Raw genomic sequence first — 26483 nt, 5'->3', positions numbered from 1 at the left:
GTACCGAGGTGGAATACGACTACCTCGGTACAGTTTAGATTATTTCACTGAATCTTTCAGCGCTTTACCTGCAACAAATGCTGGAACATTTGCAGCAGCGATTTGGATCTCGTCACCAGTTTTTGGGTTACGACCAGTGCGAGCTGCACGGTGGTTTACTTTAAAAGTACCAAAACCAATTAGCTGAACTTGATCGCCATCTTTAAGAGCATCTGTAACACCGCCAAGAGTCGCTTCTAGAGCAGCTTTAGCTTGTGCTTTAGAAAGGTCCGCTTTTTCAGCAATAAAGTCGATTAATTGAGTCTTGTTCATTTTAGGTTTCCCTTCTTTGTATTTTTGAATTCGATTCACTCTAAAACATAAATGCCCCTTCTGGCAAAGGTTTGTCGTCGATCTTTAGCTCTAATGCCGTAGTTTTAGCCATAATATGAGTAATCACTCACAAATTGTTACTGAATTTCAGTGGCAAGCCCTTGTTTAAAAGGGGCTGAGAGCAAAATTAATGATGACCTAGCCACTACTTATTCTCTATAATCCACGCTGAATCGCTGCTAAAGCGTACAAATTAATTTAAGGGCAAACATGCTGCTGCTAACTATTTACGTCTCCATTGCTATTGGAGTTTCTTTCATTTGTTCTGTTTTGGAAGCTGTACTTTTGAGTATTAGTCCGAGCTACATTGCTCAACTAAAACAAAATGGGCACCCTGCAGCAGAGTCTTTAGACAAACTGAAAACAGATATTGACCGCCCGCTCGCGTCAATTTTAACGCTCAATACCATCGCGCACACCATCGGTGCTGCGACGGCAGGTGCACAAGCGGCTGTCGTTTTTGGTAGCCAATGGTTAGGTGTATTCTCTGCCGTACTGACTTTGGGTATTTTGGTTTTGTCTGAGATTGTTCCAAAAACCATTGGCGCGACCTACTGGCGTCAACTTGCTCCAGCATCATCAAATGTGCTTCGTTGGATGGTCTTCTTCCTAACACCATTTGTTTGGTTCTCAGAGCAAATTACCAAGCGTCTAGCTCGCGGACACCAAGCACCAAAAATGCGTGATGAGCTATCTGCGATGGCTATTTTGGCAAAAGAAAGCGGTGAGTTTGCAGAAGGCGAATCAAAAATTCTGAGCAACCTATTAGGCATTCAAGATGTGCCCGTGACTCAGGTAATGACACCACGCCCTGTTGTATTTCGCGTTGATGCAGAAATGAGTGTCAATGTATTCCTAGAACAACACAAAGATACGCCGTTCTCACGTCCATTGGTCTACAGCGAACAAACTGACAATATCATTGGTTTTGTCCACCGCTTAGAGCTGTTTAGATTGCAGCAAGCGGGTTGCGGCGAGAAGGCCCTGGGTGAAGTGATGCGCCCTATCCACGTATTACTAAACAACATGGGTTTGGCTAAGGCCTTTGACCAAATGATGGCAAACCGCCTGCAGCTTTCCTTAGTGGTTGACGAGTACGGTACGATTCAGGGCATCATCACCCTTGAAGATATCTTTGAGCACTTGGTTGGTGAAGAGATTGTCGACGAAGCGGATAAAACCACAGACATGCAAGAACTGGCGTTCCAACGTTGGGAAACGTGGAAAGAGACACACGGTGTTATCGAAAACCGCGATGAAGAGGACGACGAGCTAGAGGAAAAAATTCTAGCAGACAACGACACCTCAGACTCAAAGTCAACGGATGAAGGCAAGGTTCAAAAAGAAGACAAGAAAGACGCTTAATCTAAATTTGATACCGTCAGATACAACAAAGGCTCCCTAGGGCTGTCTCTTATACACAAATCCCTAAGCCACGCTTAGGGATTTTTTTTGAACTATTTTTAGGTTTCATGATCTGATCATCTAAGCAATGACAAGGATGATTATCATGACCTATATAGAGCCTACCCTTTGGGCACAAAAACAGTTCGGTCAAGCCCACCTTAATGACCCTAGACGCACTCAAAGACTCGTTGCTCTCGCAGCCTCACTGGCCGAGCAACCTGGTGTACCCGTCTCGAAACTCATTATCTCCCCTGCTGAAATGGAAGGGGCTTATCGCTTCATCCGTAATGAGCAAATCAAAGCAGAAGATATCGCAGAAGCGGGTTTTTATGTCACCGCACAAGAAGCATTAGAGCAACAAACACTTCTTGCCTTAGAAGACACCACTTCTCTCAGTTACTCCCATCGTAGCATTCGAGATGAACTCGGGCATTCCAATCAAGGCAATCGACATCGCGCCATGTTCGTACACTCAACCTTACTTTTTGCTCCCGATACTCAATCTGTTATTGGTTTAATTGAACAACAGCGCTGGACTCGTGATATAGAAAAGCGAGGTCAAAGGCACCAGCATGCGACTCGACCATACAAAGAGAAAGAAAGTTATAAGTGGGAACAAGCCTCTCGCCATGTCGCTGAGCGACTTGGCGATAAAATTTCGGATGTCATTTCTGTGTGTGATAGAGAAGCAGACCTATTTGAATACCTCACTTACAAGCGAGAGCAACAACAGAGATTCCTCGTTCGCTCAATGCAAAGCCGCTGTATTGAAGAGCATGATAATCGTCTTTATAGCTATGCCTCTACCCTGTTATCAGCCGGAGAGAAAGTGCTCGAAATACCGCAAAAAGGCGGTCGTAAAGCTCGCAAGGCTCATTTAGATATCAAATATGCCCCCGTGACACTCAAGTCTCCTGCTAACAAGAAAGAGTTCGATAACATTCCGCTTTACTACGTGGGATGTATAGAACAAGGAGAGAGTGATAATAAGCTCGCATGGCACTTACTGACTTCAGAGCCGATAACGAGCAAGGAAGAGGCACTCAAAATCGTCAGTTATTATGAGCGGCGCTGGCTAATAGAAGATTTTCATAAAGTCTGGAAAAGTGAAGGGACTGAAGTTGAGCAACTGAGAATGCAAAGTAAGGATAACTTAGAAAGGCTCAGCGTCGTTTTGGCTTTTATCGCGACTCGGTTACTCCAGTTGAGGTTTATGAATGAATCAGACGAGTTATCTAAGACCAGTTGTGAGCAGGTATTAAAAGGCAAAGCGTGGAAGTTAATGTGGCTCAAGTTGGAGAGTAAAAAACTACCGAAAGAAGCGCCTAATATATCATGGGCTTACAACGGTATTGCTCGGTTAGGTGGTTGGAAGAATACCAAGCGAACAGGTCGCGCTTCTATAAAGACGTTATGGCAAGGATGGTTTAGGTTACAAACCATCCTTGAAGGGTATGAACTCGCTAAGTCTCTTGATTAACCAGACTTGTGATCAAGAGACAGCCCTAGGGAGCCTTTGTTTTTTTATTCTATTCGCTACAACTCAATATCCGTTATAACGCAACACCAATGTTGCTGACTGGGTCTTCACGCAGTTCGTGGCGTAGGTCTTTGATCAGATCTAAATCACGCTCTGTCGTTTCACGTAGAGGTCGGAAAATAGCCCACTGAACGTCCCACTCTTCACATACCGCTTCGTTTTCTTTCTGGTTTTCGTTCGTCACTTCTTCAGCGCCTTGAGCAAACTCAAGCTCAGCAACCGTCTTCACCGATTGTTGACTCACTTTAATTACCGCTTCCAACATATGCTCACGATCAAGTAGGCCATGAATTAATGTTGCTAAGCCTTGGCATGCGTCCATCGCAGGGTAAACACCATAGAAATCAAAATCATCTGCGCTAGGGAATAGCTCTTCTACTTTTTCAAGTTGACGCTCAAAGTTCACCTTTGCCGTTTTAACGGTTAGGATTTCCCAAATGCTATCCAAAACATCACGATAGATTCGAGCTTCCGCAAATTCTGTATTCTCACAAAACATGGCATAGTTAGGATACATACGCTCACATAGACACGCCATAAAAGTAATTTGTTGCCAAGGTTCTAACTTTTCAAGACGAACCTGCAGTGGATTCTGAAGCATAGTCACTCAATAATTGCAGAAAAAGACAGCGAAAGTGTACTTGATAAACCCTGGGGGGAAAAGGTAAGCCGATGAACAATTTCACGAATAAGCTCTATATTCTTACCGAGCATGACGATACCTATACGCAACTGATTATAAACCAAGGGTTACCTGACCTCGAAATCACTCAAAACCCCGAATCAGCAGAGATCGTACTGGCTGCTCCTCCTTTGATAGCAGAGCGACTTAATGAATTTAAACATCTAGACTGGGTACAAAGTACCTACGCTGGAATCAATAGACTCACTCAACCGGATCTGCGTAAAGATTATACGCTGACCAACGTCAAAGGCATCTTCGGCCCTGCCATTGCCGAATACGTGTTGGGTTACACAATCAGCCACTGTAGACACTTCACTCATTACCACCAGCAACAACAACAGCGAAACTGGCAGCCGCAGCTTTATACCAGCCTAACCGACAAAACCATGGTGATTCTGGGAACAGGTTCAATTGGCAGCCATTTGGCGAAAGCCGCTTCTGTGTTTGGTATCCATACGATTGGGGTCAACCGGACAGGTATCCCATCAAAGCAAGAAACCTTCAAAGACACTTTCCACATTAATGAATTAGAAGCCGCACTCAAGCAAGCGGATATTGTAGTGAACACACTGCCATCAACGGATGAGACCTACCAACTACTGAATCAAACCACCTTAAGCTACTGCTCTAACGTATTGCTGTTTAATGTGGGTCGCGGGGAAAGCATAGACAATAAAGCGTTACTGCTTGCGATTAAGAATAAATGGGTTGGACACGCTTTCTTGGATGTCTTTGAATGCGAACCTCTTACACAAGAACACCCGTTTTGGAAGTTGCCTCAAGTAACCATCACACCACACATTGCGGCTCTGAGTGAGCCAAGACAGGTCGTGGAGATCTTCGCCAATAATTACCAACAATGGCGAGATGGTTTTACACTGAATAACACCATTGATTTTGATAAAGGCTACTGATGTTCTCATCACTGCTCACTGAGATACGACAATGCACCGCTTGTGATCCTCATTTATCACACGGTGCAAATCCAGTGATACAGGCACACCCAAACGCACGCTTGCTGATCATAGGCCAAGCACCCGGTATCAAGGTTCATAAGTCATCTATCCCTTGGAACGACGCCAGTGGCGAACGATTAAGAGAATGGCTAGGAATGGATAGCGATACGTTTTATGACGAACAGAAAGTTGCGATTGTTCCTATGGGGTTTTGTTATCCGGGAAAGGGAAAGAGTGGCGATCTACCACCACGTAAAGAGTGTGCGGAGCTTTGGCATAACAAAGTGCTGCAATCCCTACCCAACATCCAAATGACACTGCTGATTGGTCAGTACGCACAAAACCATTACCTAACAAACAAAACCACCAGTACGCTCACTGAAACGGTACGTAACTGGCAGGCTTGGGCTCCAGAATATTTGCCACTTCCCCACCCTTCACCACGTAATAATATCTGGCTCAAGAAAAACCCATGGTTCGAAAGTGAAGTCATTCCGTATATCAGGAAGCACGTATCAGAGCATTTGGCCTACCATGATCCAAATACCTAATTAGCTGCACATCAACGACGATTAAGCCGATATTGGGTACAGATAAACAGATAAACAGATAAACAGATAAACAGATAAACAGATAAACAGATAATAAAAAAGCGCTGCCGATTTCTCGACAGCGCTTTTTCTAAAAACACAGACTGAATTACTTATGGTATGGCTTAGATAGGTCGTGAACTGCGTCCACAAATACACCAGCATTTTCTGGTGGCACATCTAGGTGAATACCATGGCCAAGGTTAAATACGTGGCCAGTACCGCCGTCACCAAAACCTTCAAGGATAGTGCCGACTTCTTCACGAATACGCTCAGGTTGTGCGTAAAGTACTGATGGATCCATGTTGCCTTGTAGAGCCACTTTATCGCCAATACGTGCTTTTGCATCAGCAATATTGATTGTCCAGTCTAGGCCAACTGCATCACAGCCAGTCGCTGCGATAGATTCTAGCCACATGCCACCGTTCTTAGTGAACAGAGTAACCGGTACACGGCGACCTTCGTTTTCACGGATTAGGCCATCGACAATTTTGTGCATGTATTGCAGTGAGAACAGGTTGTAGTCACGCGGAGTCAGTACACCACCCCATGTATCAAATACCATTACTGATTGTGCACCCGCTTTAATTTGCGCGTTCAGGTATTCAATAACGGTGTCAGCCAGCTTATCTAGAAGTAAATGCAGCGTTTGTGGCTCTGCGTACATCATCTTCTTGATCTTAGTAAACGCCTTCGAGCTGCTGCCTTCAACCATATAAGTTGCCAGTGTCCAAGGGCTACCAGAGAAACCAATCAGTGGCACTTCGCCTTTCAGATCTTTACGGATCTGACGAACGGCATTCATTACGTACTGAAGCTCGCCTTCAGGATCTGGTAAACCAATCTTCTCAACGTCAGCTTTACATGTGATAGGACGCTCAAACTTAGGACCTTCACCAGTTTCAAAGTACAAGCCTAAGCCCATTGCATCAGGGATAGTTAGGATGTCAGAGAACAAGATTGCCGCATCAAGCGGGAAACGACGTAAAGGTTGAAGTGTTACTTCTGATGCTAGTTCAGCGTTTTTGCACAAAGACATGAAATCGCCCGCTTCAGCGCGCGTTGCTTTGTACTCAGGAAGATAGCGGCCAGCTTGGCGCATCATCCATACCGGTGTGTAATCAACAGGCTGTTTTAAAAGTGCGCGTAAATAGCGATCGTTTTTTAATTCGGTCATTCCGTTAAATTCCAATTCAATCTTGTCTAGTTTTGATGGCAAGTATTCTAACACTGATTGAAGGGTAAAAGCTGTGTGCTTTGCAACCTAGATCAAGTTATTAACTTTTAAATCCATGCTTAATTTGCACCCAATTACAGGAGCATGTTAAAAATTTGTTTGCTAGCGAAAATTACAATTATAACAACTGAGTAGTCACTACTCAGCATCTCATAACGACATCTTACTTACCCCCTCCACTTGTGGAGGGTTTTTTTTAGCATTTGACCACCCATAGGCCAAATACTATCACAGGTAATTTAATGTTCTAGTTCCTGCTCCGCGACGCCGCCTTTCCTCACCTCATCGACTGTATTCTCAATCAATTGTCTCGCAATCGTTCCGACTGGAGCTACATCAGGCAGGCTTGTTACGTCAAACCATTGGGCATCCGACAGTTCACTGTAATCAGGTTTGAGTGTTCCACCAGCATAATCAGCAAGAAAGGCCATCATCATGCTGGATGGAAACGCCCATGGCTGGCTACCAAAGTAACGGATATTACTCACATCGATCCCCGTTTCTTCTTTGACTTCGCGCGCCACACACTGCTCTAGGGTTTCTCCAACCTCTAGGAAGCCCGCTATTACGGTGTACATACCCGTTTTATGCCTTGGGTGCTGCGCAAGTAATATCTTGTTGTCGTTTCGTACAGCAACAATGATGCACGGGAAGATACGAGGATAATGAAGCGTTCGGCAGTCGCCACATTGCATCGCCACCTGATTATGGTTGAGATGATTTCGACCGCCGCACTGAGGACAAAAACGCATACTTTGCGTCATGTGCCCATATTGGATGGCTTTGCTTGCGGTCAGAAAACTCGATTCAGGCCAGTGAAGCAGATCTCTTAGGCTGACCATGCCCAGTTCAACCTCCACATCGCAATCGTTGAGCCAATACACCTTACGACCTTGATGCTGGCCAATACAAATTGCATGCTCAACACTCAGTCCAAGCTCTTCAGCAGAGCCAAAAGGAAACTGATCATCATTAACCCAAATATCACTACCAGAAACGACGCACCAATAAGCTTGATCTGTCATTTTGTTATCACTTTTTTTTAACATCCCTATGCCTCATTGCTTGCAGTTCGTTCATTTTACTGGCAATCTAATTTCATACTAGAGTTGTAGCAGAGAATATTTCAAGCTATTACTTTTAGTAGCTACCAATAAAACGGACCTTGCTTAGGCAATTACTTGATCACAAGGTTGTGATCAGATCATGAGGACATGGTCATGCTAAATAAATTCAAACAAATACAAGAACAATGGGGTGGCTCTAATGAGGTCATCGATCATTGGCTCGAAACTCGACAGTCTCTAATCGTTGAGTATTGTAAGCTTGCCGCTCTACAGCCTTCATCGTCGAAAGCAACGGCAATTACCGAACTGCCTTCTCCAGAAGCGCTCCAAAAATTCAGCCAACATCTTGTTGATTACATCTCCGAAGGTCATTTCAAAATCTATGACATGGTGATGGACAAATGGCAGTCTACTGGCTTCAAAGCAACAGACGAAATTAACCAATCTTATGGTCATATCGTTCTTACCACAGATCCACTACTCAACTTCACCGATAAATATGCTGCCATTAAAGCAAGCGATACATTAGAAAGCTTTGATAGTGAGCTGTCACTAGTAGGTGAGATTCTTGAGGCTAGGTTTGCGGTTGAAGACCAGCTGATACAACAAATTGCCGACAGCCTAGCGGTTCCACCAGGAGCGTAATGGCTTAACATCTTCTAAGCTTGCCTCTGTGCAAGCTTTTTGTTTTGTCTGTAGCACTACCTAACACATCCAACTCTTTTACCAGAGCCTATTGGTTCGTCCCTGCTCTGATGTTTTGCGATAACCAGACGTAATACTTGTCACCGGTTTCATCCTCACCGCATACCAGAAAACAACTAAAACTGCCTTTGAGAAAGTACTCGCGACCAAGTCCACCAGCCAAGCAATCGACAAGCAATCATACCTATCAACTTCTAAGCTATAAGTCTCTCGTTAAACATCAATACATCAATACATCAATACACCAGATACAAAAAAGGCACCCGAAGGTGCCTTTTTCTTATCTCTTAGAGACTACTCGTAGAGCTTACTCTTCTGAAGAGAAACCAGCGTTTAGAAGTGCTGCCAGATTGTCAGTAGCTTGTTCAGCTGAAGGACCTTCTTGCTCTTCTTCACGTTGCTTTTGACGCTCTTGGTGGTATGCGAAACCAGTACCAGCTGGGATCAGACGACCAACAATTACGTTCTCTTTCAGACCGCGAAGGTCATCACGCTTACCAGAAACCGCAGCTTCTGTTAGTACGCGAGTCGTTTCTTGGAACGATGCAGCTGAGATGAATGACTCAGTTGCAAGAGATGCTTTAGTAATACCTAGTAGATCACGTTCGAAACGTACTAGTTCTTTACCTTCAGCTTCTAGCTTACGGTTAGCAATCTTAACATTGTGGTACTCAACTTGTTCGCCAGGTAGGAACGGAGAGTCACCAGAATGAGTGATTGTACACTTACGTAGCATTTGACGAACGATAGTCTCGATGTGCTTATCGTTAATCTTTACGCCTTGTAAGCGGTAAACTTCTTGAACTTCGTTCGCGATGTACTGAGTCACAGCGTGGATACCACGTAGACGCAGGATATCGTGTGGAGTTTCAGGACCGTCGGCGATTACATCACCACGTTCAATCTTCTCACCTTCGAACACGTTCAATTGACGATGCTTAGGAATCATCTCTTCGTAAGCGTCACCGCCTTCACGAGTGATTACTAGACGACGCTTACCTTTCGTTTCTTTACCGAAAGACACAGTACCTGTGTGCTCAGCAAGAATCGCAGGCTCTTTAGGCTTACGAGCTTCGAATAGGTCAGCTACGCGTGGTAGACCACCGGTGATATCTTTGTTTCCGCTCGATTTTTGAGGGATACGAGATAGTGTGTCACCAATGCCAACTTCAGCGCCATCTTCGATGTTTACAATCGCTTTGCCTGGTAGGAAGTAGTGAGCTGGCATATCAGTACCAGGGATCATTACATCGTTACCTTGCTCATCAACAAGTTTGATAGCTGGACGCATATCTTTACCTGCTGCTGGGCGAGCGGCTGCGTCTGTAACTTCACTTGAAGAAAGACCCGTTAGATCGTCAGTGTTACGAGAAACTGTAATACCATCGATCATATCTACGAATTGGATACGACCTGCCACTTCAGTGATGATTGGCATGGTATGCGCTTCCCAGTTAGCTACAACTTCACCAGCAGTAACTGCTGCGTTGTCGCCTTTGGTTAGCATCGAACCGTAAGGAAGTTTGTGCTTCTCTTTAGTACGGCCGAATTCATCAATAATCGTCATCTCAGATGCACGAGAAGTGATAACCAGTTTCTTATCTTTGTTCACTACGAACTTAGCATTGTGAAGTTTCACAGTACCAGTTGTCTTAGCTTGGATGCTGTTCTCTGCTGCTGCAGTAGATGCCGCACCACCGATGTGGAACGTACGCATCGTTAGCTGTGTACCCGGTTCACCGATAGATTGTGCAGCGATAACACCAACTGCTTCACCTTGGTTCACTAGGTGACCACGTGCTAGGTCACGACCGTAACACTGTGCACAACAACCGAAGTCTGCATCACAGGTAACAACAGAGCGCACTTTCATGCTATCTACTGAGTTGTCTTCCATGATTTGACACCACTTCTCATCAATCAGAGTATTACGTGGAATCAGTACATCTTCAGTACCAGGCTTAAGAACGTCTTCAGCTACTACACGACCTAGAGCAAGCTCAGAAAGTGCAACTTTAACGTCACCACCTTCGATGTGAGGCATCATGTCGATACCTTCATGCGTGCCACAGTCATGTTCGTGTACTACAACGTCTTGAGCAACGTCTACTAGACGACGAGTTAGGTAACCCGAGTTTGCTGTTTTCAGTGCTGTATCCGCAAGACCCTTACGAGCACCGTGCGTTGAGATAAAGTACTGAAGGACGTTTAGACCTTCTTTAAAGTTCGCTGTGATCGGCGTTTCAATGATTGAACCATCTGGACGCGCCATCAGACCACGCATACCTGCTAGCTGACGAATCTGAGCTGCAGAACCACGTGCGCCCGAGTCGGCCATCATGTAGATGCTGTTGAACGATTCTTGCTGTTCTTCTTCGCCGTCACGGTTAATAACTGTTTCAGAAGATAGGTTATCCATCATTGCTTTCGCAACGCGGTCATTCGTAGATGCCCAGATATCGATAACTTTGTTGTAACGCTCACCCGCAGTAACAAGACCAGATTGGAATTGCTCTTGGATTTCACGAACTTCTTCTTCAGCAGATTCAATTTCATCGTATTTCGCTTGAGGAACAACCATATCGTTGATACCTACAGAAACACCAGAAAGTGCCGCGTATGCGAAACCTGCGTACATGATTTGGTCAGCAAATACTACTGTATCTTTTAGACCAAGCTTACGGTAACACTCGTTAAGAAGAGTAGAGATCTGCTTCTTACCTAACTTTTGGTTAACGATGCTGTACGGAAGGCCAGCAGGAACGATCTGCCATAGCATTGCACGACCTACAGTCGTATCTACTAGGCCAGTATTCGTTGTGCTATTGCCGTCTTCGTCTACTACTGTTTCAGTGATACGTACTTTAACGCGAGCGTGTAGCTCAGCAGTCTTAGTACGGTATGCCTTTTCAGCCTCAGCAGGGCCAGCAAGGTACATACCTTCACCTTTCACGTTGATCTTGTCACGTGTCATGTAGTAAAGACCCAATACAACGTCCTGAGAAGGTACGATGATTGGATCACCTGATGCTGGCGACAGAATGTTATTCGTCGACATCATTAGGGTACGAGCTTCAAGCTGTGCTTCTAGAGTTAGAGGCACGTGTACAGCCATTTGGTCACCATCGAAGTCGGCGTTGTATGCCGCACACACTAGTGGGTGAAGCTGAATCGCTTTACCTTCGATTAGTACTGGTTCAAACGCTTGGATACCTAGACGGTGAAGTGTAGGTGCACGGTTAAGCAGTACTGGGTGTTCGCGGATCACTTCGTCTAGGATATCCCAAACGATCGCTTCTTCGCGCTCTACCATTTTCTTAGCAGCTTTGATTGTCGTAGCCATGCCACGAGTTTCTAGCTTGCTGTAGATGAACGGCTTAAATAGCTCAAGTGCCATCTTCTTAGGAAGACCACACTGATGTAGACGAAGGTATGGACCTACTGTGATTACAGAACGGCCAGAGTAGTCTACACGTTTACCTAGAAGGTTCTGACGGAAACGACCTTGTTTACCCTTGATCATATCAGCAAGAGATTTCAGAGGACGCTTGTTAGAACCCGTGATCGCACGACCGCGACGACCGTTATCTAGAAGGGCATCAACAGACTCTTGCAGCATACGTTTTTCGTTACGTACGATGATGTCTGGAGCCGCTAGCTCTAGAAGACGCTTCAAACGGTTGTTACGGTTGATAACACGACGGTAAAGGTCGTTCAGATCAGATGTCGCAAAACGACCGCCATCTAGAGGTACTAGAGGACGCAAATCTGGCGGTAGCACTGGAAGTACAGTTAGGATCATCCACTCAGGCTTATTGCCTGACGAAATGAACGCTTCAACTAGCTTCAAACGCTTAGTAACTTTCTTACGCTTAGTTTCAGAGTTAGTTGTTTCCAACTCTTCGCGCATTTCTTCCACTTCTTGATGAAGGTCCATTGTTGAAAGCAGATCTTTGATCGCTTCAGCACCCATCTTAGCAGTGAATTCGTCACCCCACTCTTCTAGACGATCCAGATACTCTTCTTCAGTAAGCATCTGAGATTTTTCTAGATCAGTCATACCCGGTTCAGTTACTACGTACATTTCGAAGTAAAGAACACGTTCGATATCACGCAGAGGGATATCCATTAGTAGACCGATACGAGACGGTAGTGATTTTAGGAACCAGATGTGAGCAACTGGTGAAGCAAGCTCGATGTGGCCCATACGGTCACGACGAACTTTAGTTTGTGTAACTTCAACGCCACACTTCTCACAGATAACACCACGGTGCTTCAGGCGCTTGTATTTGCCACAAAGACATTCGTAGTCTTTAACTGGACCAAAAATACGTGCACAGAACAGACCATCACGTTCAGGTTTGAACGTACGATAGTTAATTGTTTCTGGCTTTTTAACTTCACCAAAAGACCACGAACGGATCGTGTCTGGTGAAGATAGACCGATTTTGATTGCATCAAATTCTTCGGTCTTATGCTGTGCTTTTAGAAAGTTTAATAAGTCTTTCACGTTCAGCTCCTGTAAGGAGTTAAAGGAGCTCACCGACTAAAGTGAGCCCCCTTTACCAAGTAATCCAATCTTCTTTATAAAAAAGAGGGATTACTCTTCGTCTTCTAGCTCGATGTTGATACCTAGCGAGCGAATCTCTTTCAACAGTACGTTGAACGACTCTGGCATGCCAGGTTCCATGCTATGGTTACCATCTACGATGTTCTTGTACATCTTAGTACGGCCGTTAACGTCATCCGACTTAACTGTTAGCATTTCTTGTAGAGTATATGCAGCACCGTATGCTTCTAGTGCCCATACTTCCATCTCACCGAAACGCTGACCACCGAACTGAGCTTTACCACCAAGTGGTTGCTGAGTTACTAGGCTGTAAGAACCAGTTGAACGAGCATGCATCTTGTCATCAACCAAGTGGTTCAGTTTCAGCATGTACATGTAACCAACAGTTACAGGACGCTCAAACGAATCACCAGTACGACCATCAAACAGTTTAAGCTGACCAGATTCTGGCAGATCACCCAGTTTAAGTAGTTCTTTGATTAGAGACTCAGAAGCACCGTCGAACACAGGTGTAGCAATCGGTAGACCGCCACGTAGGTTCTTGATCAGTGTACGAACTTGATCATCAGACAGTTCAGCAATATCAACTTTCTGACGAGTATCACCAAGATCATAAACCTTCTGTAGGAACTCGCGGAACTTATGCAGTTCTTGTTGTTCCTTAACCATTTGGTTGATCTTGTCACCGATACCTTTCGCAGCCAAACCTAAGTGAACTTCTAGGATCTGACCGATGTTCATACGCGATGGTACACCCAGCGGGTTAAGTACGATGTCTACAGGCTGACCTTTCTCATCGTATGGCATGTCTTCAACAGGGTTAATCTTAGAGATTACACCTTTGTTACCGTGACGACCGGCCATCTTATCACCAGGCTGGATACGACGTTTAACCGCTAGGTAAACTTTAACAATCTTAAGAACGCCAGGCGCTAGATCATCACCTTGAGTGATTTTACGACGCTTAGTTTCAAACTTCTTATCGAAGTCTGCTTTTAGCTCATCCCACTGCTCAGCAAGTTGCTCAAGCTGTGTTTGTAGCGCATCGTCTTCTAGAACTTGCTCTAGCCATTGCTTACGACCGATCGTATCAAGCTTAGCTTCAGAGTAACCACCAGACAGAAGTACAGCTTTAACACGGTTAAGAAGGCCACCCTCAAGAATTTGGAACTCTTCAGTTAGGTCTTTCTTAGCTTCTTTAAGCTGCATCTGTTCGATTTCAAGTGCACGTTTGTCTTTCTCTACGCCATCGCGAGTGAAGACTTGTACATCGATGATAGTACCCGAAACAGAGTTTGGTACACGTAGAGAAGTATCTTTAACATCAGATGCTTTCTCACCGAAGATAGCACGTAGTAGCTTCTCTTCAGGAGTCAGTTGAGTTTCACCTTTAGGGGTTACTTTACCAACTAGGATGTCGCCACCCTTAACTTCAGCACCAATGTAAACGATACCTGACTCGTCTAGTTTAGACAGAGCAGACTCACCTACGTTTGGAATATCAGCTGTGATCTCTTCAGAACCCAGCTTAGTATCACGAGCCACACAAGATAGTTCTTGAATGTGGATTGTCGTGAAACGGTCTTCTTGAACTACGCGCTCAGATACTAAGATCGAGTCTTCGAAGTTGTAACCGTTCCAAGGCATGAATGCGATACGCATGTTTTGGCCAAGAGCAAGTTCACCAAGGTCTGTTGAAGGACCGTCAGCAAGAACATCGCCACGTGCAACTGGTTCACCAGGAAGTACAGTTGGACGTTGGTTAATACATGTGTTTTGGTTCGAACGCGTGTACTTAGTTAGGTTGTAGATATCGATACCAGCTTCGCCAGGTACCAATTCATCTTCGTTAACCTTAACTACGATACGAGAAGCGTCAACAGACTGAACTTGACCACCACGTTTAGCAACCGCTGTAACACCAGAGTCAACTGCGATGTTACGTTCAATACCAGTACCGACTAGAGGCTTATCAGCTCTCAGTGTTGGTACAGCTTGACGTTGCATGTTGGCACCCATCAATGCACGGTTCGCATCATCGTGTTCTAGGAACGGGATAAGCGAAGCAGCGATAGATACTACTTGGTTTGTCGCAACGTCCATGTAGTCAACGTGATCGCGTGGGTGAAGACCAGATTCACCTTTTTGACGAGCTGTGATTAGCTCATCTGCAAACGTACCTTCTTCAGTAAGAATGGTGTTTGCTTGCGCGATTACGAATTGACCTTCCTGGATTGCAGACAGGTAATCAACTTCTTCTGTTACTACACCATCTACTACACGACGGTACGGAGTTTCTAGGAAACCGTAATCGTTACAACGTGCAAACGCAGATAGCGAGTTAATTAGACCGATGTTTGGACCTTCAGGCGTTTCGATCGGACATAGACGACCGTAGTGAGTTACGTGAACGTCACGTACTTCGAAGCCTGCGCGCTCACGAGTAAGACCACCAGGACCTAAAGCAGAGATACGACGCTTGTGCGTAACTTCTGACAATGGGTTGTTTTGGTCCATAAACTGTGAAAGCTGTGAAGAGCCAAAGAATTCTTTAACTGCAGCAGAGATCGGCTTAGCGTTGATAAGATCTTGAGGCATGATTGCATCAAGGTCACCAAGGCTTAGACGTTCTTTAACGGCACGTTCTACACGAACTAGACCAACACGGAATTGGTTTTCTGCCATTTCACCTACAGAACGGATACGACGGTTGCCAAGGTGGTCGATATCGTCCACTTCACCAATACCGTTACGGATACCAATCAGTTTCTTCATCACTTCGATGATGTCTGATTCATCCAGAGTACCGCGCTCTTCTTCTTCTTCACGCTCGATAGAGCTGTTGAATTTCATACGGCCTACAGTTGATAGGTCGTAACGATCCTCAGAGAAGAATAGGCTTTCGAACAATGATTCTGCAGCTTCTTTCGTTGGTGGCTCGCCAGGACGCATCATGCGGTAGATTTCTACCAATGCAGAGATGCGATCTACTGTGCTATCCGCACGTAGAGTGTCTGACATGAATGGACCATGGTCTAGGTCATTCGTGAACAGCACTTCTAGAGTCTTGTGACCTGCTTGAGACAGGTTAGCAAGCGCTTCTAGGCTAATCTCTTGGTTTGCGCCAACGATGATCTCGCCAGTTGCTTCGTTGATGTAATCTTTCGCAGCAATCTTTTCAACGATGTACTCTACTGGTACTTCGATGTGCTCAACGCCATCTTTTTCAAGTTGACGGATATGGCGAGCTGTTACACGACGACCAGTCTCAACGTAAGTTTTGCCGTTTGCTTCGATGTCGAATGACGCAGTTTCACCACGTAGACGATCAGGAACCAACTCCATAAGTAGAGTTTGGTCTTTAACTTCGAAGTTCACTTTGTCGAAGAACAGATCTAGGATCTCTTCAGTCGATTTACCAAGTGCACGAAGGATAATCGATGCTGGTAGCTTACGACGACGGTCGATACGTACGAATAAGTTATCCTTAGGATCGAACTCAAAGTCTAACCATGAGCCACGGTAAGGAATTACACGTGCGTTATAAAGAACTTTACCTGATGAGTGGGTCTTACCCTTATCACTGTCGAAGAACACGCCTGGGCTTCGGTGCAGCTGGGATACGATAACCCTCTCGGTACCATTAATTACGAAAGTACCATTGTCTGTCATAAGCGGAATTTCGCCCATGTAGACTTCTTGTTCTTTAATGTCTTTTACAGTACCTGCTGGTGCATCTCGATCAAAGATAACTAGACGTAGTTTTACGCGTAGTGGCTTTGAGTAAGTAACACCGCGGATTTGACATTCTTTAACGTCAAAAACTGGCTCACCAAGACGGTAGCTAACGTATTGCAGCTCAGAATTGCCGTTGTAGCTCTGAATTGGAAATACAGAACGGAAAGCAGCTTCAAGACCGTATTGACCTTCTGGATCCTGTTCGATGAATTTATCGAAAGAATCAAGCTGGATCGATAACAGGTATGGAATGTCCAAAACTTGTGGACGAGTACCAAAATCCTTACGGATGCGCTTTTTCTCGGTATAAGAGTAAACCATGGGGTTCCTCAGCTCGCTGATAAGTGACCCAAACCACCCAAAACACTCTTCAAGAGGGGGCGGTGACAAACAGCTGTTTACTGTAGTGAACAATCATTTCGAAAAAATGACTGTTTTTTTGCTCGGATCATGACGGTTAAACAGCGGAAATTTCGTCATAGCCCTACAGCGCAAAAAGGCCGGTGGTTAATAAACCACCAGCCATTAGCCTTGCGGCTAGGAAATTAAGTAATAATTACTTGATTTCAACAGAAGCGCCAGCTTCTTCTAGCTGTGCTTTAAGAGCTTCAGCTTCAGCTTTGTCAACGCCTTCTTTAAGCGCTGCAGGAGCTGAGTCTACAAGACCTTTAGCTTCTTTAAGACCTAGGCCAGTTGCGCCACGTACAGCTTTGATAACTTGTACTTTGTTAGCGCCAGCAGCAGTTAGGATAACGTCGAATTCAGTTTGCTCAGCAGCAGCTTCAGCAGAAGCACCACCAGCTACAACTGCAGCAGCAGCAGTAACACCGAATTTTTCTTCCATAGCTTCGATAAGCTCAACAACTTGCATTACAGACATTTCTGCAACTGCGTCTAGGATTTGCTCGTTAGTAATAGACATAACAATTCTCTTTTAAGTCAACAATAAGTTTAAATAGCAACCAGTGAAAAGCAAGGCTTATGCCGCAGCTTCTTCTTTTTGGTCGCGAACAGCAGCGATAGTACGAACCAGCTTGCCAGCAGAAGCTTCTTTCATGCACATCATTAGGCGTGCGATAGCTTCGTCGTAAGTTGGTAGTGTCGCTAGTACATCAGCATCAGTAACTGCGCCTTCAAATGCAGCAGCTTTGATCTCGAATGTTTTGTTCTCTTTAGCGAAGTCTTTGAAAAGACGCGCTGCAGCACCAGGGTGCTCATTAGAGAACGCAAGTAGGCTAGGACCAGTAAATGTGTCTTGTAGACACTCATACTCAGTACCTTCTACTGCACGGCGTGCTAGTGTGTTACGAACAACTCTCATGTAAACACCCGCTTCGCGAGCTTGTTTACGTAGAGAAGTCATCGCGCCAACAGTAACGCCACGAGAGTCAGCTACAACTGCAGAAAGTGCACCACTGGCTGCTTCGTTGACTTCAGCAACAATTGCTTTTTTGTCTTGAAGATTTAAAGCCATTTGGATTAACCTCTGGTTGTGATTACAGCACTCAATATAAAATACATTGAGCGTTTACGATGTTATTCAAAAATGAATAAATTCATTTCTAACGACAACATCGCCTACGTAGGTTTTATTAAGCTTCATCTTAAAAAGGTTCAGCGCCTACGGTCTTGGGATAGATAGTTTTGAATTGATTCAAAAACCACCCAACCACAAATATTAGGCGCAGAAGTATACACTAAATCTGCGCCAAAGCAAATTAACTTGCTTGAGTGTCAAGACTAGCTTGATCAACAGTAACACCAGCACCCATCGTAGTAGAGATGCTTACTTTCTTCAGGAAAGTACCTTTCGCTGAAGAAGGCTTAGCTTTCTTAAGAGCCACTAGAAGTGCTTCTAGGTTCTCTTGAAGCTGGTTAGCTTCGAAAGACGCTTTGCCGATAGTAGTGTGGATGATACCGTTCTTGTCGTTACGGTAACGAACCTGACCAGCTTTAGCGTTCTTAACCGCTTCAGCAACGTTAGGAGTTACAGTACCAACTTTAGGGTTTGGCATAAGGCCGCGTGGACCTAGGATTGTACCTAGTTGACCAACAACACGCATTGCATCAGGAGAAGCAACAACAACGTCGAAGTTCATTTCGCCTTTTTTCACTTGCTCAGCAAGATCTTCCATACCAACGATATCTGCGCCAGCTGCTTTAGCTGCTTCTGCGTTTGCACCTTGAGTGAACACAGCAACGCGGATGTCACGGCCAGTACCGTGAGGTAGCACAGTTGCGCCACGTACGTTTTGGTCAGATTTACGAGCATCGATGCCTAGGTTAACAGCAACATCTACAGACTCAACGAATTTAGCAGTAGCTAGTTCTTTAAGAAGAGCAACAGCTTCGTTGATTTCGTACTCTTTAGTTACTTCAACTTTGTCGCGGATTACGCGCATACGCTTAGTAAGTTTTGCCATGATCTTATCCCTCTACCACTAGGCCCATTGAACGAGCAGTACCAGCAATAGAACGCTTCATTGCTTCGATGTCAGCACCAGTCATATCAGCAGCTTTAGTTTCTGCGATTTCCTGAACTTGAGCGTCAGTTACAGTACCAACTTTCTCAGTGTTTGGACGACCTGAACCAGACTTAACGCCAGCAGCTTTCTTAAGAAGAACAGCAGCAGGTGGAGTCTTAGTTACGAACGTGAAAGAACGGTCGTTGTAAACAGTAATTACTACTGGAGTAGGTAGACCTTTCTCAACAGATTCTGTTTTTGCGTTGAACGCTTTACAGAATTCCATGATGTTCACGCCGTGTTGACCTAGAGCAGGACCAACCGGTGGACTTGGGTTTGCCATACCAGCTGCAACTTGCAGTTTGATATAAGCTTCAACTTTCTTAGCCATGATATTTCCTAATTTTTGGGTACATGCGCTAGCCGTAAGGCAAGCTCCCCTTAATTTCAATTAACTCTTTCTTACTTCGATAGAAGTAAAAAGGCGCGAAATTATAATCATAATTCGCGCCTTTAACAACCCTAAAAAGGTGATTTTTTATACTCTTTCATTTTGAACAGCTTGTTAAATAGTTATCAACAGCTTACTCAAACTAACCGAGTCTTAGTCTAGTTTCTCAACCTGACCAAATTCAAGCTCAACAGGTGTTGCACGACCAAAGATCGATACAGATACCTTAATGCGGCTCTTCTCGTAATCCACTTCTTCAACAGTACCGTTAAAGTCAGCAAATGGACCATCGTTCACACGAACCACTTCACCCGCTTCGAACATTGTCTTAGGACGTGGAGACTCGCTCGCTTTCTCTAGACGGTTCAAGATAGCATCAGCTTCTTTGTCAGTGATTGGTGCAGGACGATCAGAGGTACCACCAATGAAGCCCATAACACGAGGAATGCTGCGTACTAAGTGCCATGATTCATCATTCATGATCATTTGCACTAATACGTAGCCAGGGAAGAACTTACGTTCGCTTTTACGGCGTTGACCTGCACGCATTTCCACTACTTCTTCAGTAGGTACTAAAACGTCACCAAAGAATTCTTCCATGTCGTGCATTTTAATATGTTCGCGTAACGATTGAGATACACGACCTTCATAGCCAGAAAAGGCTTGAACTACATACCAACGTTTTTTTGGAGCTTCACTCATGAATCAGAACCCTCTACACCCCAGTCGCTAGAGAAACTAAACGGACCATAATGCCGTCAATTCCCCAAAGCACTAGAGACATAACAATACATACAGCTAAAACGATCAATGTAGTTTGCATAGTTTCTTGGCGAGTAGGCCAAACAACTTTACGAATCTCCATACGAGATTCTTTTGCAAAATCGATCGCAGCTTTACCTTTAGTTGTTGTTGCTGCAACGCCTAGTGCGGCAGCAATCAGCACAACTACACCTGCAGCGCGAATTACAACAGACAATTCACCATACAGGTAATTACCCACAACAGCAGCAGCCAACAGTACAAAAGCGACTACCCACTTCATTGTATCTGCTGCACCTGAGCTATCAGGAGTTTCAGCGTTTGCTTTCATAAAACCAACCTGTGATAAGTCTTAAATATAGACGACAATAACCCCGCTGTTGCAGGGCACATTCCTTTGCGTTGCAAAACAACACATCTAACAGTCATTTTAGTTAAAAAGACCGTTTAATTCTTTGCTAAGAGCTAAAATTGATGTCAAAACACTCAACTCTTTTTTCAGCGCAGAAAAAGGGCATCAAATGATGCCCTTTTTACTAGTGGTTCGTCAAATCTTATGCAAAGATTTTAGCTACAACACCAGCACCAACTGTACGGCCACCTTCGCGGATTGCGAAACGTAGACCTTCGTCCATTGCGATTGGAGCGATTAGCTCAACAGTCATTTGAACGTTGTCACCTGGCATTACCATTTCTACGCCTTCAGGTAGAGTGATGTCGCCTGTTACGTCAGTTGTACGGAAGTAGAACTGTGGACGGTAACCCTTGAAGAAAGGAGTGTGACGGCCGCCTTCGTCTTTAGAAAGTACGTATACTTCAGACTCAAACTTAGTGTGTGGGTTGATTGAACCTTTAGCAGAAAGTACTTGGCCACGTTCAACGTCATCACGCTTAGTACCACGTAGAAGTGCACCAACGTTCTCACCTGCACGACCTTCGTCAAGCAGTTTACGGAACATTTCAACACCAGTACAAGTAGTAAGAGTAGTCTCTTTGATACCAACGATTTCTACTTCGTCACCTACACGTAGGATACCGCGCTCGATACGACCAGTAACTACAGTACCACGACCTTGGATTGAGAATACATCTTCAATAGGAAGTAGGAACGGTAGATCAACAGCACGCTCTGGAAGTGGAATGTAAGAATCTAGTGCTTCTGCAAGCTCAACGATCTTGTCTTCCCACTGCTTTTCGCCGTTTAGAGCGCCAAGTGCAGAACCTTGAATTACTGGAAGGTCGTCTCCTGGGTACTCGTACTCAGAAAGAAGTTCACGAACTTCCATTTCTACTAGCTCAAGTAGCTCTTCGTCATCAACCATGTCACATTTGTTCATGAATACGATGATGTAAGGGATACCAACTTGACGACCAAGTAGGATGTGCTCACGAGTTTGTGGCATAGGGCCATCTGTAGCAGCAACAACTAGGATACCGCCGTCCATTTGAGCAGCACCAGTGATCATGTTTTTAACATAATCGGCGTGTCCAGGACAGTCTACGTGTGCGTAGTGACGTTCAGGAGTATCGTACTCAACGTGAGAAGTTGCGATTGTGATACCGCGCTCGCGCTCTTCTGGAGCGTTATCGATAGATGCGAAATCTTTAGCAACACCGCCGTACACTTTTGCAAGTGTAGTACAGATAGCAGCAGTTAGAGTTGTTTTACCGTGGTCAACGTGGCCGATAGTACCAACGTTTACGTGCGGTTTCGTACGTTCAAATTTTTCTTTAGACATGGGGTGTCCCTCTAGGTACGGATTAGGTGGCTTAAAATAAGACCACGCAACCAAAAAAATGGTTTTTTTATTAAAAGGAGAAGAAGCTTTAGACTGGTGCTAATACCCAGAGTCGAACTGGGGGCCTCACCCTTACCAAGGGTGCGCTCTACCGACTGAGCTATATCAGCACACAAAATGAGTTGGAGCGTGCAGCGGGAATCGAACCCGCATCATCAGCTTGGAAGGCTGAGGTAATAGCCATTATACGATGCACGCAACACGTAACTCTGTTTGAGCTATTTAACCTTTAGAATATGGTGGAGGGAGACGGATTCGAACCATCGAAGGCAGTGCCGGCAGATTTACAGTCTGCTCCCTTTGGCCACTCGGGAACCCCTCCAAATTTTGAGCTTTCTCTCGCTTACCTTAAAGAAAGGGAGAAAGTGGTGCCGACTACCGGAATCGAACTGGTGACCTACTGATTACAAGTCAGTTGCTCTACCTACTGAGCTAAGTCGGCACAAGTGGGGCGCATTTTATTGAATGATTTTCCACCTTGCAATAGTAAATTGAAAAAAAGTGAAAAATTCTCCTATCAAATTCCTATATACAGCTATTTAGCTCAAGGTTTCTGCCTTTAACCCACATCTAGTACAGGAAGATATTTTATTTATCTATCGCTTGATGTATTTTCCATGCACTTGTTTTGTTATCCACTATAGAGTTTATATGAGCCCATTTATGTCATTTGACCGCGAACGTTGGTCTGAGCTAAGGAATTTAGTTCCGATGACACTTTCTGAGAGCGACTTAAAAGAGCTTCAAGGCATCAATGAAAAGCTCACAATGGAGGAAGCTGTTGAGATCTACCTGCCGCTCTCTCGTCTGTTAAATCTCTATGTGGCAGCCAGACAGAATAGAAACTCAGTACTCCATCAATTCCTGGATAAAAACGAGAAAGCACCACCTTTTATCATCGGTATTGCTGGAAGTGTCGCTGTTGGCAAAAGTACGACAGCACGACTCCTTAAAGCCCTACTTTCTCGCTGGGAGAACCACCCAAAAGTTGAACTAGTGACAACCGATGGCTTCTTATACCCAAATGAGGTGTTAGAAGAAAAAGGATTGATGAGCAAAAAAGGCTTTCCGGAGTCTTACGACATTAAGCGTTTAGTGAACTTTGTTTCGGATGTAAAAGCATGCAAGAGAAATGTCACGGCACCCGTGTACTCGCATCTTACGTACAACATTACTGATGACGTTAAGTGCGTCGACCTACCAGATGTGCTTATTATTGAAGGGCTTAATGTCTTACAAACAGGCATGAATGATCCACACGAGCCACATCGCGTGTTTATTTCAGACTTCCTTGATTTCTCACTCTATGTTGACGCTGATAGCCAACAAATCAAAGAGTGGTACGTCAATCGCTTTATGAAATTCCGCGATGGCGCGTTTACCAAACCTGGCTCTTACTTTAGTCATTACACGAAATTATCGAACCAAGCAGCACTGGATAAAGCGGAAGGTATCTGGAGTTCAATTAATGGCTTGAACCTAGAACAAAATATCCTTCCGACACGAGAAAGGGCTCACTTGATTCTACGTAAAGGCGCAGATCATATGGTTGAAGAAGTGTTACTAAGAAAATAGTAACGTCTTAGTCGCCTTTTCTTAGCGATATCTCACCACCGATATAGCGCTCGACACCATTCTCAGTTTTGAGTAATACAGCACCTTGTTCATCGATGCCTTGAACAACACCTTCAATTTCTCTAGGTCCAATGATCAACCTAACATTGCGACCTAAGAAATTATCTAAGCGGTTCCAACGTTCTACAAAATTCGACATCCCTTTCTGCTCATAATCGACAAGGGACTTATCCCAAGCATTGATCAGAGTCTGCGCTAACTGGTTACGATCGGGGACTTTTCCATCACACACTTCTTTAAGAGAAGTCCAAGGTTGGCCAATACCTGATATTGTTGGATCCATGGATAAGTTTAGCCCCAACCCAATCACAATATGAGCAGCGCCACCAGACTGCCCTGACAGTTCTACCAAGATACCTGCAAGCTTCTTGTCATTGTGGTAAAGGTCGTTCGGCCATTTGAGCTTTATACCTTCTACGCCCATCTCTTCCAAAGCTTCAACAACAGCGACACCAACCACAAGGCTCAAGCCCATTGCGGCAGCCATCCCTGCGTCGAGTCTCCAATACATTGAAAGATAGAGGTTTGCACCGAATGGCGATACCCACTCTCGTCCACGACGTCCACGTCCCGCAGCTTGATATTCAGCAATACAGACAGACCCCGATTCGAGGGTGCTAGTTCGCTCTAATAGATGTTGGTTTGTTGAACCTATGATTGGAATGAGTTCAAGAGCAGCATCGCGACTCACTGCAGATAACTTTTCTTGGTCAAGCATATCTAAACGACTGGCTAGCTTATAACCTTTGCCTTGTACTCGATAGATATCTAATCCCCACTCTTGAATACCTTTAATGTGCTTACTGATAGCCGCTCGTGACACACCGATCATTTCACCTAGGCCTTCACCTGAATGAAACTCACCGTCAGCAAGACATCTCAATAGTGCAAGTTTGGTACTGTGCTCTCTCATCCCAATGACTCCAAAGCTTTATCTAGGTTTGTTTCGCGGTCTCGCCCCATAAAACGCACTTCATGTTCCAATCGTATATCGAATTTATTCAAGACAGATTGGCGCACTCGTTCTGCAAGCTTAAGGATATCCACAGCAGAAGCCTCATCATAATTGATGATAACTAATGCCTGGTTTGGGTGAACTTGAGCACCGCCTTCTGTCACGCCTTTGAACTCGCATTGATCAATCAGCCAGCCTGCAGCGACTTTGATCATGTCATTGTTCTCATAGCCGACAATGTTGGGATATAGCGCTAACAAGCGATCAAAATGATCTTTGGTGATCACAGGGTTTTTGAAGAAGCTACCCGCATTGCCTTGGACTCTAGGGTCTGGCAGCTTGCTTGAACGGATAGCACATACTTCATCAAATATAGTACGAGGAGAGAGAGTCTCGACAGGAAGGCTTTTTAACGGGCCGTAGTGATTGCATGGCTCCCACTCTTTCGGCAACGTCAAACCAATCGCAACAACGAGCGCTTTACCATAGAGGCCGTGTTTGAAAATTGAATCTCGGTAACCAAAGAGACATTCTTCTTTGCTTAATCGCTTAACTGTATAAGTATCCAGACACAGGATATCGACATACTCGCATACGTCTTGCAACTCAACACCATACGCACCAATATTCTGAATCGGAGCAGAGCCTGAACAGCCGGGTATCATTGCTAGATTTTCTAGGCCACCCAGCCCCTTATCGACACTCCACTCAACCAAGCTTGGCCAATCCTCCCCACCATTTACATGCAGTAGGTGATGACTGTCCGTCTCGGTCAGCTTAATCCCGGCCAATTTATTCACAATAACCAGGCCAGCGAAGTGCTCAGTAAAAAGCATATTACTGCCCTTACCCAGTATTAACTTAGGTAAATCTGACCATTTAGGGTCTCTGTAAACGGAAATCAATTCTTCGGTAGTAGTGACTTCAACCAACGCATCACACGTCTGATCGATGGAAAAAGTATGAACATTTTTTAAACTAGCATTGAGATGGAATTGCATGGCGATATTCAATTAACTTACACTGCGGTCATTCTACAGCAGATAAACCAATGGCGCAGTGACTGAATGAACAATGTCATCATTACTCAATTAGACCCAGTAAAGATTCCCCTAGTTAAACGTTTCTATAAAGAACATTATCCAACGGGAAAAGCGAACAAGAGTGAACTGATCTATTCGTTATTACTAGATAACGAGCTTTGTGGTGTCGTGCGTTTTCGCACCATTGAAGATAATCGCTTACTTACCGGTATGGCGATATCAAAACAACATCGTGGTAAGCAATTAGGCTCCCAACTTATGGATTATTGTGTACAGCACACGCTAACGAAAAAAGATTACTGTTTTGCATACGCTCATCTCACCAATTTTTACGCGCGCCACCAATTCGTACAAATAGCCCCTAAAGATCTGCCTAATGCTCTAAGAGTTTTGTACGAACGCTATTCGAATAGCGGAAAAGATCTCATTCCTATGCATTATCAGCAAAATTGTTAGAGAATGCCTCGATCATCTAGTATTTGGGTCTATCCCTTTGGTAAAATTCA

Annotated in this window: 22 protein-coding genes and 4 tRNA genes; 7 read left to right on the top strand and 19 right to left on the bottom strand. The window is 44.7% G+C overall.

All coding sequences use genetic code 11. From position 1 onward, the window contains the following. Positions 1 to 39: 39 nt before the first annotated feature. Complete coding sequence (hupA, locus tag OCV44_RS00880) at positions 40 to 312, bottom strand: nucleoid-associated protein HU-alpha (RefSeq protein WP_004729753.1); 273 nt, start codon at positions 310 to 312, stop codon at positions 40 to 42. Between the two features lie 270 nt (positions 313 to 582). On the opposite strand from hupA, the gene OCV44_RS00875 reads away from it, so the two are divergent. Both OCV44_RS00875 and OCV44_RS00870 read left to right on the top strand, forming a co-directional pair. After that, entirely contained in the window at positions 583 to 1737 is a 1155-nt protein-coding gene (locus OCV44_RS00875) for a CNNM domain-containing protein (protein WP_139686312.1), read from the top strand. Between the two features lie 145 nt (positions 1738 to 1882). Next, entirely contained in the window at positions 1883 to 3259 is a 1377-nt protein-coding gene (locus tag OCV44_RS00870) for an IS4 family transposase (RefSeq protein ID WP_261900921.1), read from the top strand. Positions 3260 to 3332: 73 nt separating this feature from the next. Here OCV44_RS00870 and OCV44_RS00865 read toward each other — a convergent pair whose 3' ends face one another. Then, entirely contained in the window at positions 3333 to 3920 is a 588-nt protein-coding gene (locus tag OCV44_RS00865) for a YjaG family protein (protein ID WP_139686078.1), read from the bottom strand. 71 nt (positions 3921 to 3991) lie between these two features. Here OCV44_RS00865 and OCV44_RS00860 point away from each other — a divergent pair, with 71 nt between their 5' ends. Both OCV44_RS00860 and OCV44_RS00855 read left to right on the top strand, forming a co-directional pair. Then, positions 3992 to 4918, top strand: coding sequence for a D-2-hydroxyacid dehydrogenase (locus tag OCV44_RS00860; protein ID WP_139686077.1), 927 nt, complete (start codon positions 3992 to 3994; stop codon positions 4916 to 4918). Continuing rightward, positions 4918 to 5511, top strand: coding sequence for a uracil-DNA glycosylase family protein (locus tag OCV44_RS00855; protein WP_139686076.1), 594 nt, complete (start codon positions 4918 to 4920; stop codon positions 5509 to 5511). The genes OCV44_RS00860 and OCV44_RS00855 overlap by 1 nt, the downstream gene beginning before the upstream one ends. Positions 5512 to 5659: 148 nt before the next feature. On the opposite strand, the gene hemE is transcribed toward OCV44_RS00855, so the two are convergent. Both hemE and nudC read right to left on the bottom strand, forming a co-directional pair. Continuing rightward, entirely contained in the window at positions 5660 to 6727 is a 1068-nt protein-coding gene (gene hemE, locus OCV44_RS00850) for a uroporphyrinogen decarboxylase (protein ID WP_004729761.1), read from the bottom strand. Between the two features lie 299 nt (positions 6728 to 7026). After that, complete coding sequence (nudC, locus tag OCV44_RS00845; protein ID WP_139686075.1) at positions 7027 to 7836, bottom strand: NAD(+) diphosphatase; 810 nt, start codon at positions 7834 to 7836, stop codon at positions 7027 to 7029. Positions 7837 to 8001: 165 nt separating this feature from the next. On the opposite strand from nudC, the gene rsd reads away from it, so the two are divergent. Beyond that, positions 8002 to 8499, top strand: coding sequence for a sigma D regulator (gene rsd, locus OCV44_RS00840; RefSeq protein ID WP_139686074.1), 498 nt, complete (start codon positions 8002 to 8004; stop codon positions 8497 to 8499). A gap of 367 nt (positions 8500 to 8866) precedes the next feature. Here the strand turns inward: rsd and rpoC are convergent, their stop codons facing one another. The 13 genes from rpoC to OCV44_RS00775 all read right to left on the bottom strand — a co-directional run bounded on the left by rpoC (position 8867) and on the right by OCV44_RS00775 (position 22786). Then, positions 8867 to 13069 carry a DNA-directed RNA polymerase subunit beta' gene (gene rpoC / locus OCV44_RS00835; protein WP_086048567.1) on the bottom strand — a complete coding sequence of 1401 codons (4203 nt, stop codon included), beginning with the start codon at positions 13067 to 13069 and terminating at the stop codon, positions 8867 to 8869. Between the two features lie 90 nt (positions 13070 to 13159). Next, positions 13160 to 17188 (bottom strand): DNA-directed RNA polymerase subunit beta, encoded by a 4029-nt coding sequence (gene rpoB / locus OCV44_RS00830; RefSeq protein ID WP_009844675.1) that lies wholly within the window; start codon positions 17186 to 17188, stop codon positions 13160 to 13162. Between the two features lie 235 nt (positions 17189 to 17423). Continuing rightward, positions 17424 to 17789 (bottom strand): 50S ribosomal protein L7/L12, encoded by a 366-nt coding sequence (gene rplL, locus OCV44_RS00825; protein ID WP_010435548.1) that lies wholly within the window; start codon positions 17787 to 17789, stop codon positions 17424 to 17426. Between the two features lie 57 nt (positions 17790 to 17846). Next, on the bottom strand, positions 17847 to 18341 hold the full coding sequence (gene rplJ, locus OCV44_RS00820; RefSeq protein WP_017077558.1) for a 50S ribosomal protein L10: 495 nt from the start codon (positions 18339 to 18341) through the stop codon (positions 17847 to 17849). 244 nt (positions 18342 to 18585) lie between these two features. Next, positions 18586 to 19290, bottom strand: coding sequence for a 50S ribosomal protein L1 (gene rplA, locus OCV44_RS00815; RefSeq protein ID WP_139686073.1), 705 nt, complete (start codon positions 19288 to 19290; stop codon positions 18586 to 18588). A gap of 4 nt (positions 19291 to 19294) precedes the next feature. Next, a complete protein-coding gene (rplK, locus tag OCV44_RS00810; RefSeq protein ID WP_010435555.1) occupies positions 19295 to 19723 on the bottom strand; it encodes a 50S ribosomal protein L11 in 429 nt (142 codons plus the stop codon). Between the two features lie 213 nt (positions 19724 to 19936). Then, positions 19937 to 20485, bottom strand: a complete 549-nt coding sequence (gene nusG / locus OCV44_RS00805; protein WP_012605006.1) for a transcription termination/antitermination protein NusG — start codon at positions 20483 to 20485, stop codon at positions 19937 to 19939. A 13-nt stretch (positions 20486 to 20498) separates the two neighbouring features. After that, positions 20499 to 20876, bottom strand: coding sequence for a preprotein translocase subunit SecE (gene secE, locus OCV44_RS00800; protein ID WP_017096511.1), 378 nt, complete (start codon positions 20874 to 20876; stop codon positions 20499 to 20501). Between the two features lie 223 nt (positions 20877 to 21099). Further along, positions 21100 to 22284, bottom strand: coding sequence for an elongation factor Tu (tuf, locus tag OCV44_RS00795; RefSeq protein ID WP_012604914.1), 1185 nt, complete (start codon positions 22282 to 22284; stop codon positions 21100 to 21102). A gap of 94 nt (positions 22285 to 22378) precedes the next feature. Continuing rightward, a tRNA-Thr gene (locus OCV44_RS00790) sits at positions 22379 to 22454 on the bottom strand. A gap of 13 nt (positions 22455 to 22467) precedes the next feature. Beyond that, a tRNA-Gly gene (locus tag OCV44_RS00785) sits at positions 22468 to 22542 on the bottom strand. Between the two features lie 39 nt (positions 22543 to 22581). Further along, positions 22582 to 22666, bottom strand: a tRNA-Tyr gene (locus OCV44_RS00780). 44 nt (positions 22667 to 22710) lie between these two features. Then, positions 22711 to 22786, bottom strand: a tRNA-Thr gene (locus OCV44_RS00775). Between the two features lie 209 nt (positions 22787 to 22995). On the opposite strand from OCV44_RS00775, the gene coaA reads away from it, so the two are divergent. Then, entirely contained in the window at positions 22996 to 23919 is a 924-nt protein-coding gene (coaA, locus tag OCV44_RS00770; RefSeq protein ID WP_009844725.1) for a type I pantothenate kinase, read from the top strand. A 7-nt stretch (positions 23920 to 23926) separates the two neighbouring features. On the opposite strand, the gene birA is transcribed toward coaA, so the two are convergent. After that, positions 23927 to 24892, bottom strand: coding sequence for a bifunctional biotin--[acetyl-CoA-carboxylase] ligase/biotin operon repressor BirA (gene birA / locus OCV44_RS00765; protein WP_139686232.1), 966 nt, complete (start codon positions 24890 to 24892; stop codon positions 23927 to 23929). After that, positions 24889 to 25935, bottom strand: a complete 1047-nt coding sequence (gene murB, locus OCV44_RS00760) for a UDP-N-acetylmuramate dehydrogenase (RefSeq protein WP_139686233.1) — start codon at positions 25933 to 25935, stop codon at positions 24889 to 24891. Before murB ends, birA begins: the two co-directional genes overlap by 4 nt. Positions 25936 to 26001: 66 nt before the next feature. Between murB and OCV44_RS00755 the strand changes: the two genes are divergently transcribed. Then, on the top strand, positions 26002 to 26433 hold the full coding sequence (locus OCV44_RS00755) for a GNAT family N-acetyltransferase (protein ID WP_139686234.1): 432 nt from the start codon (positions 26002 to 26004) through the stop codon (positions 26431 to 26433). The last annotated feature ends 50 nt before the right edge of the window (positions 26434 to 26483 follow it).

The organism is Vibrio tasmaniensis (genome assembly GCF_024347635.1).
In the GTDB taxonomy this organism is placed as follows: Bacteria; Pseudomonadota; Gammaproteobacteria; order Enterobacterales; family Vibrionaceae; genus Vibrio; species Vibrio tasmaniensis.
Note: the sequence above shows the minus strand (reverse complement) of the source record. Positions and strands in the feature narration are given on the sequence as shown.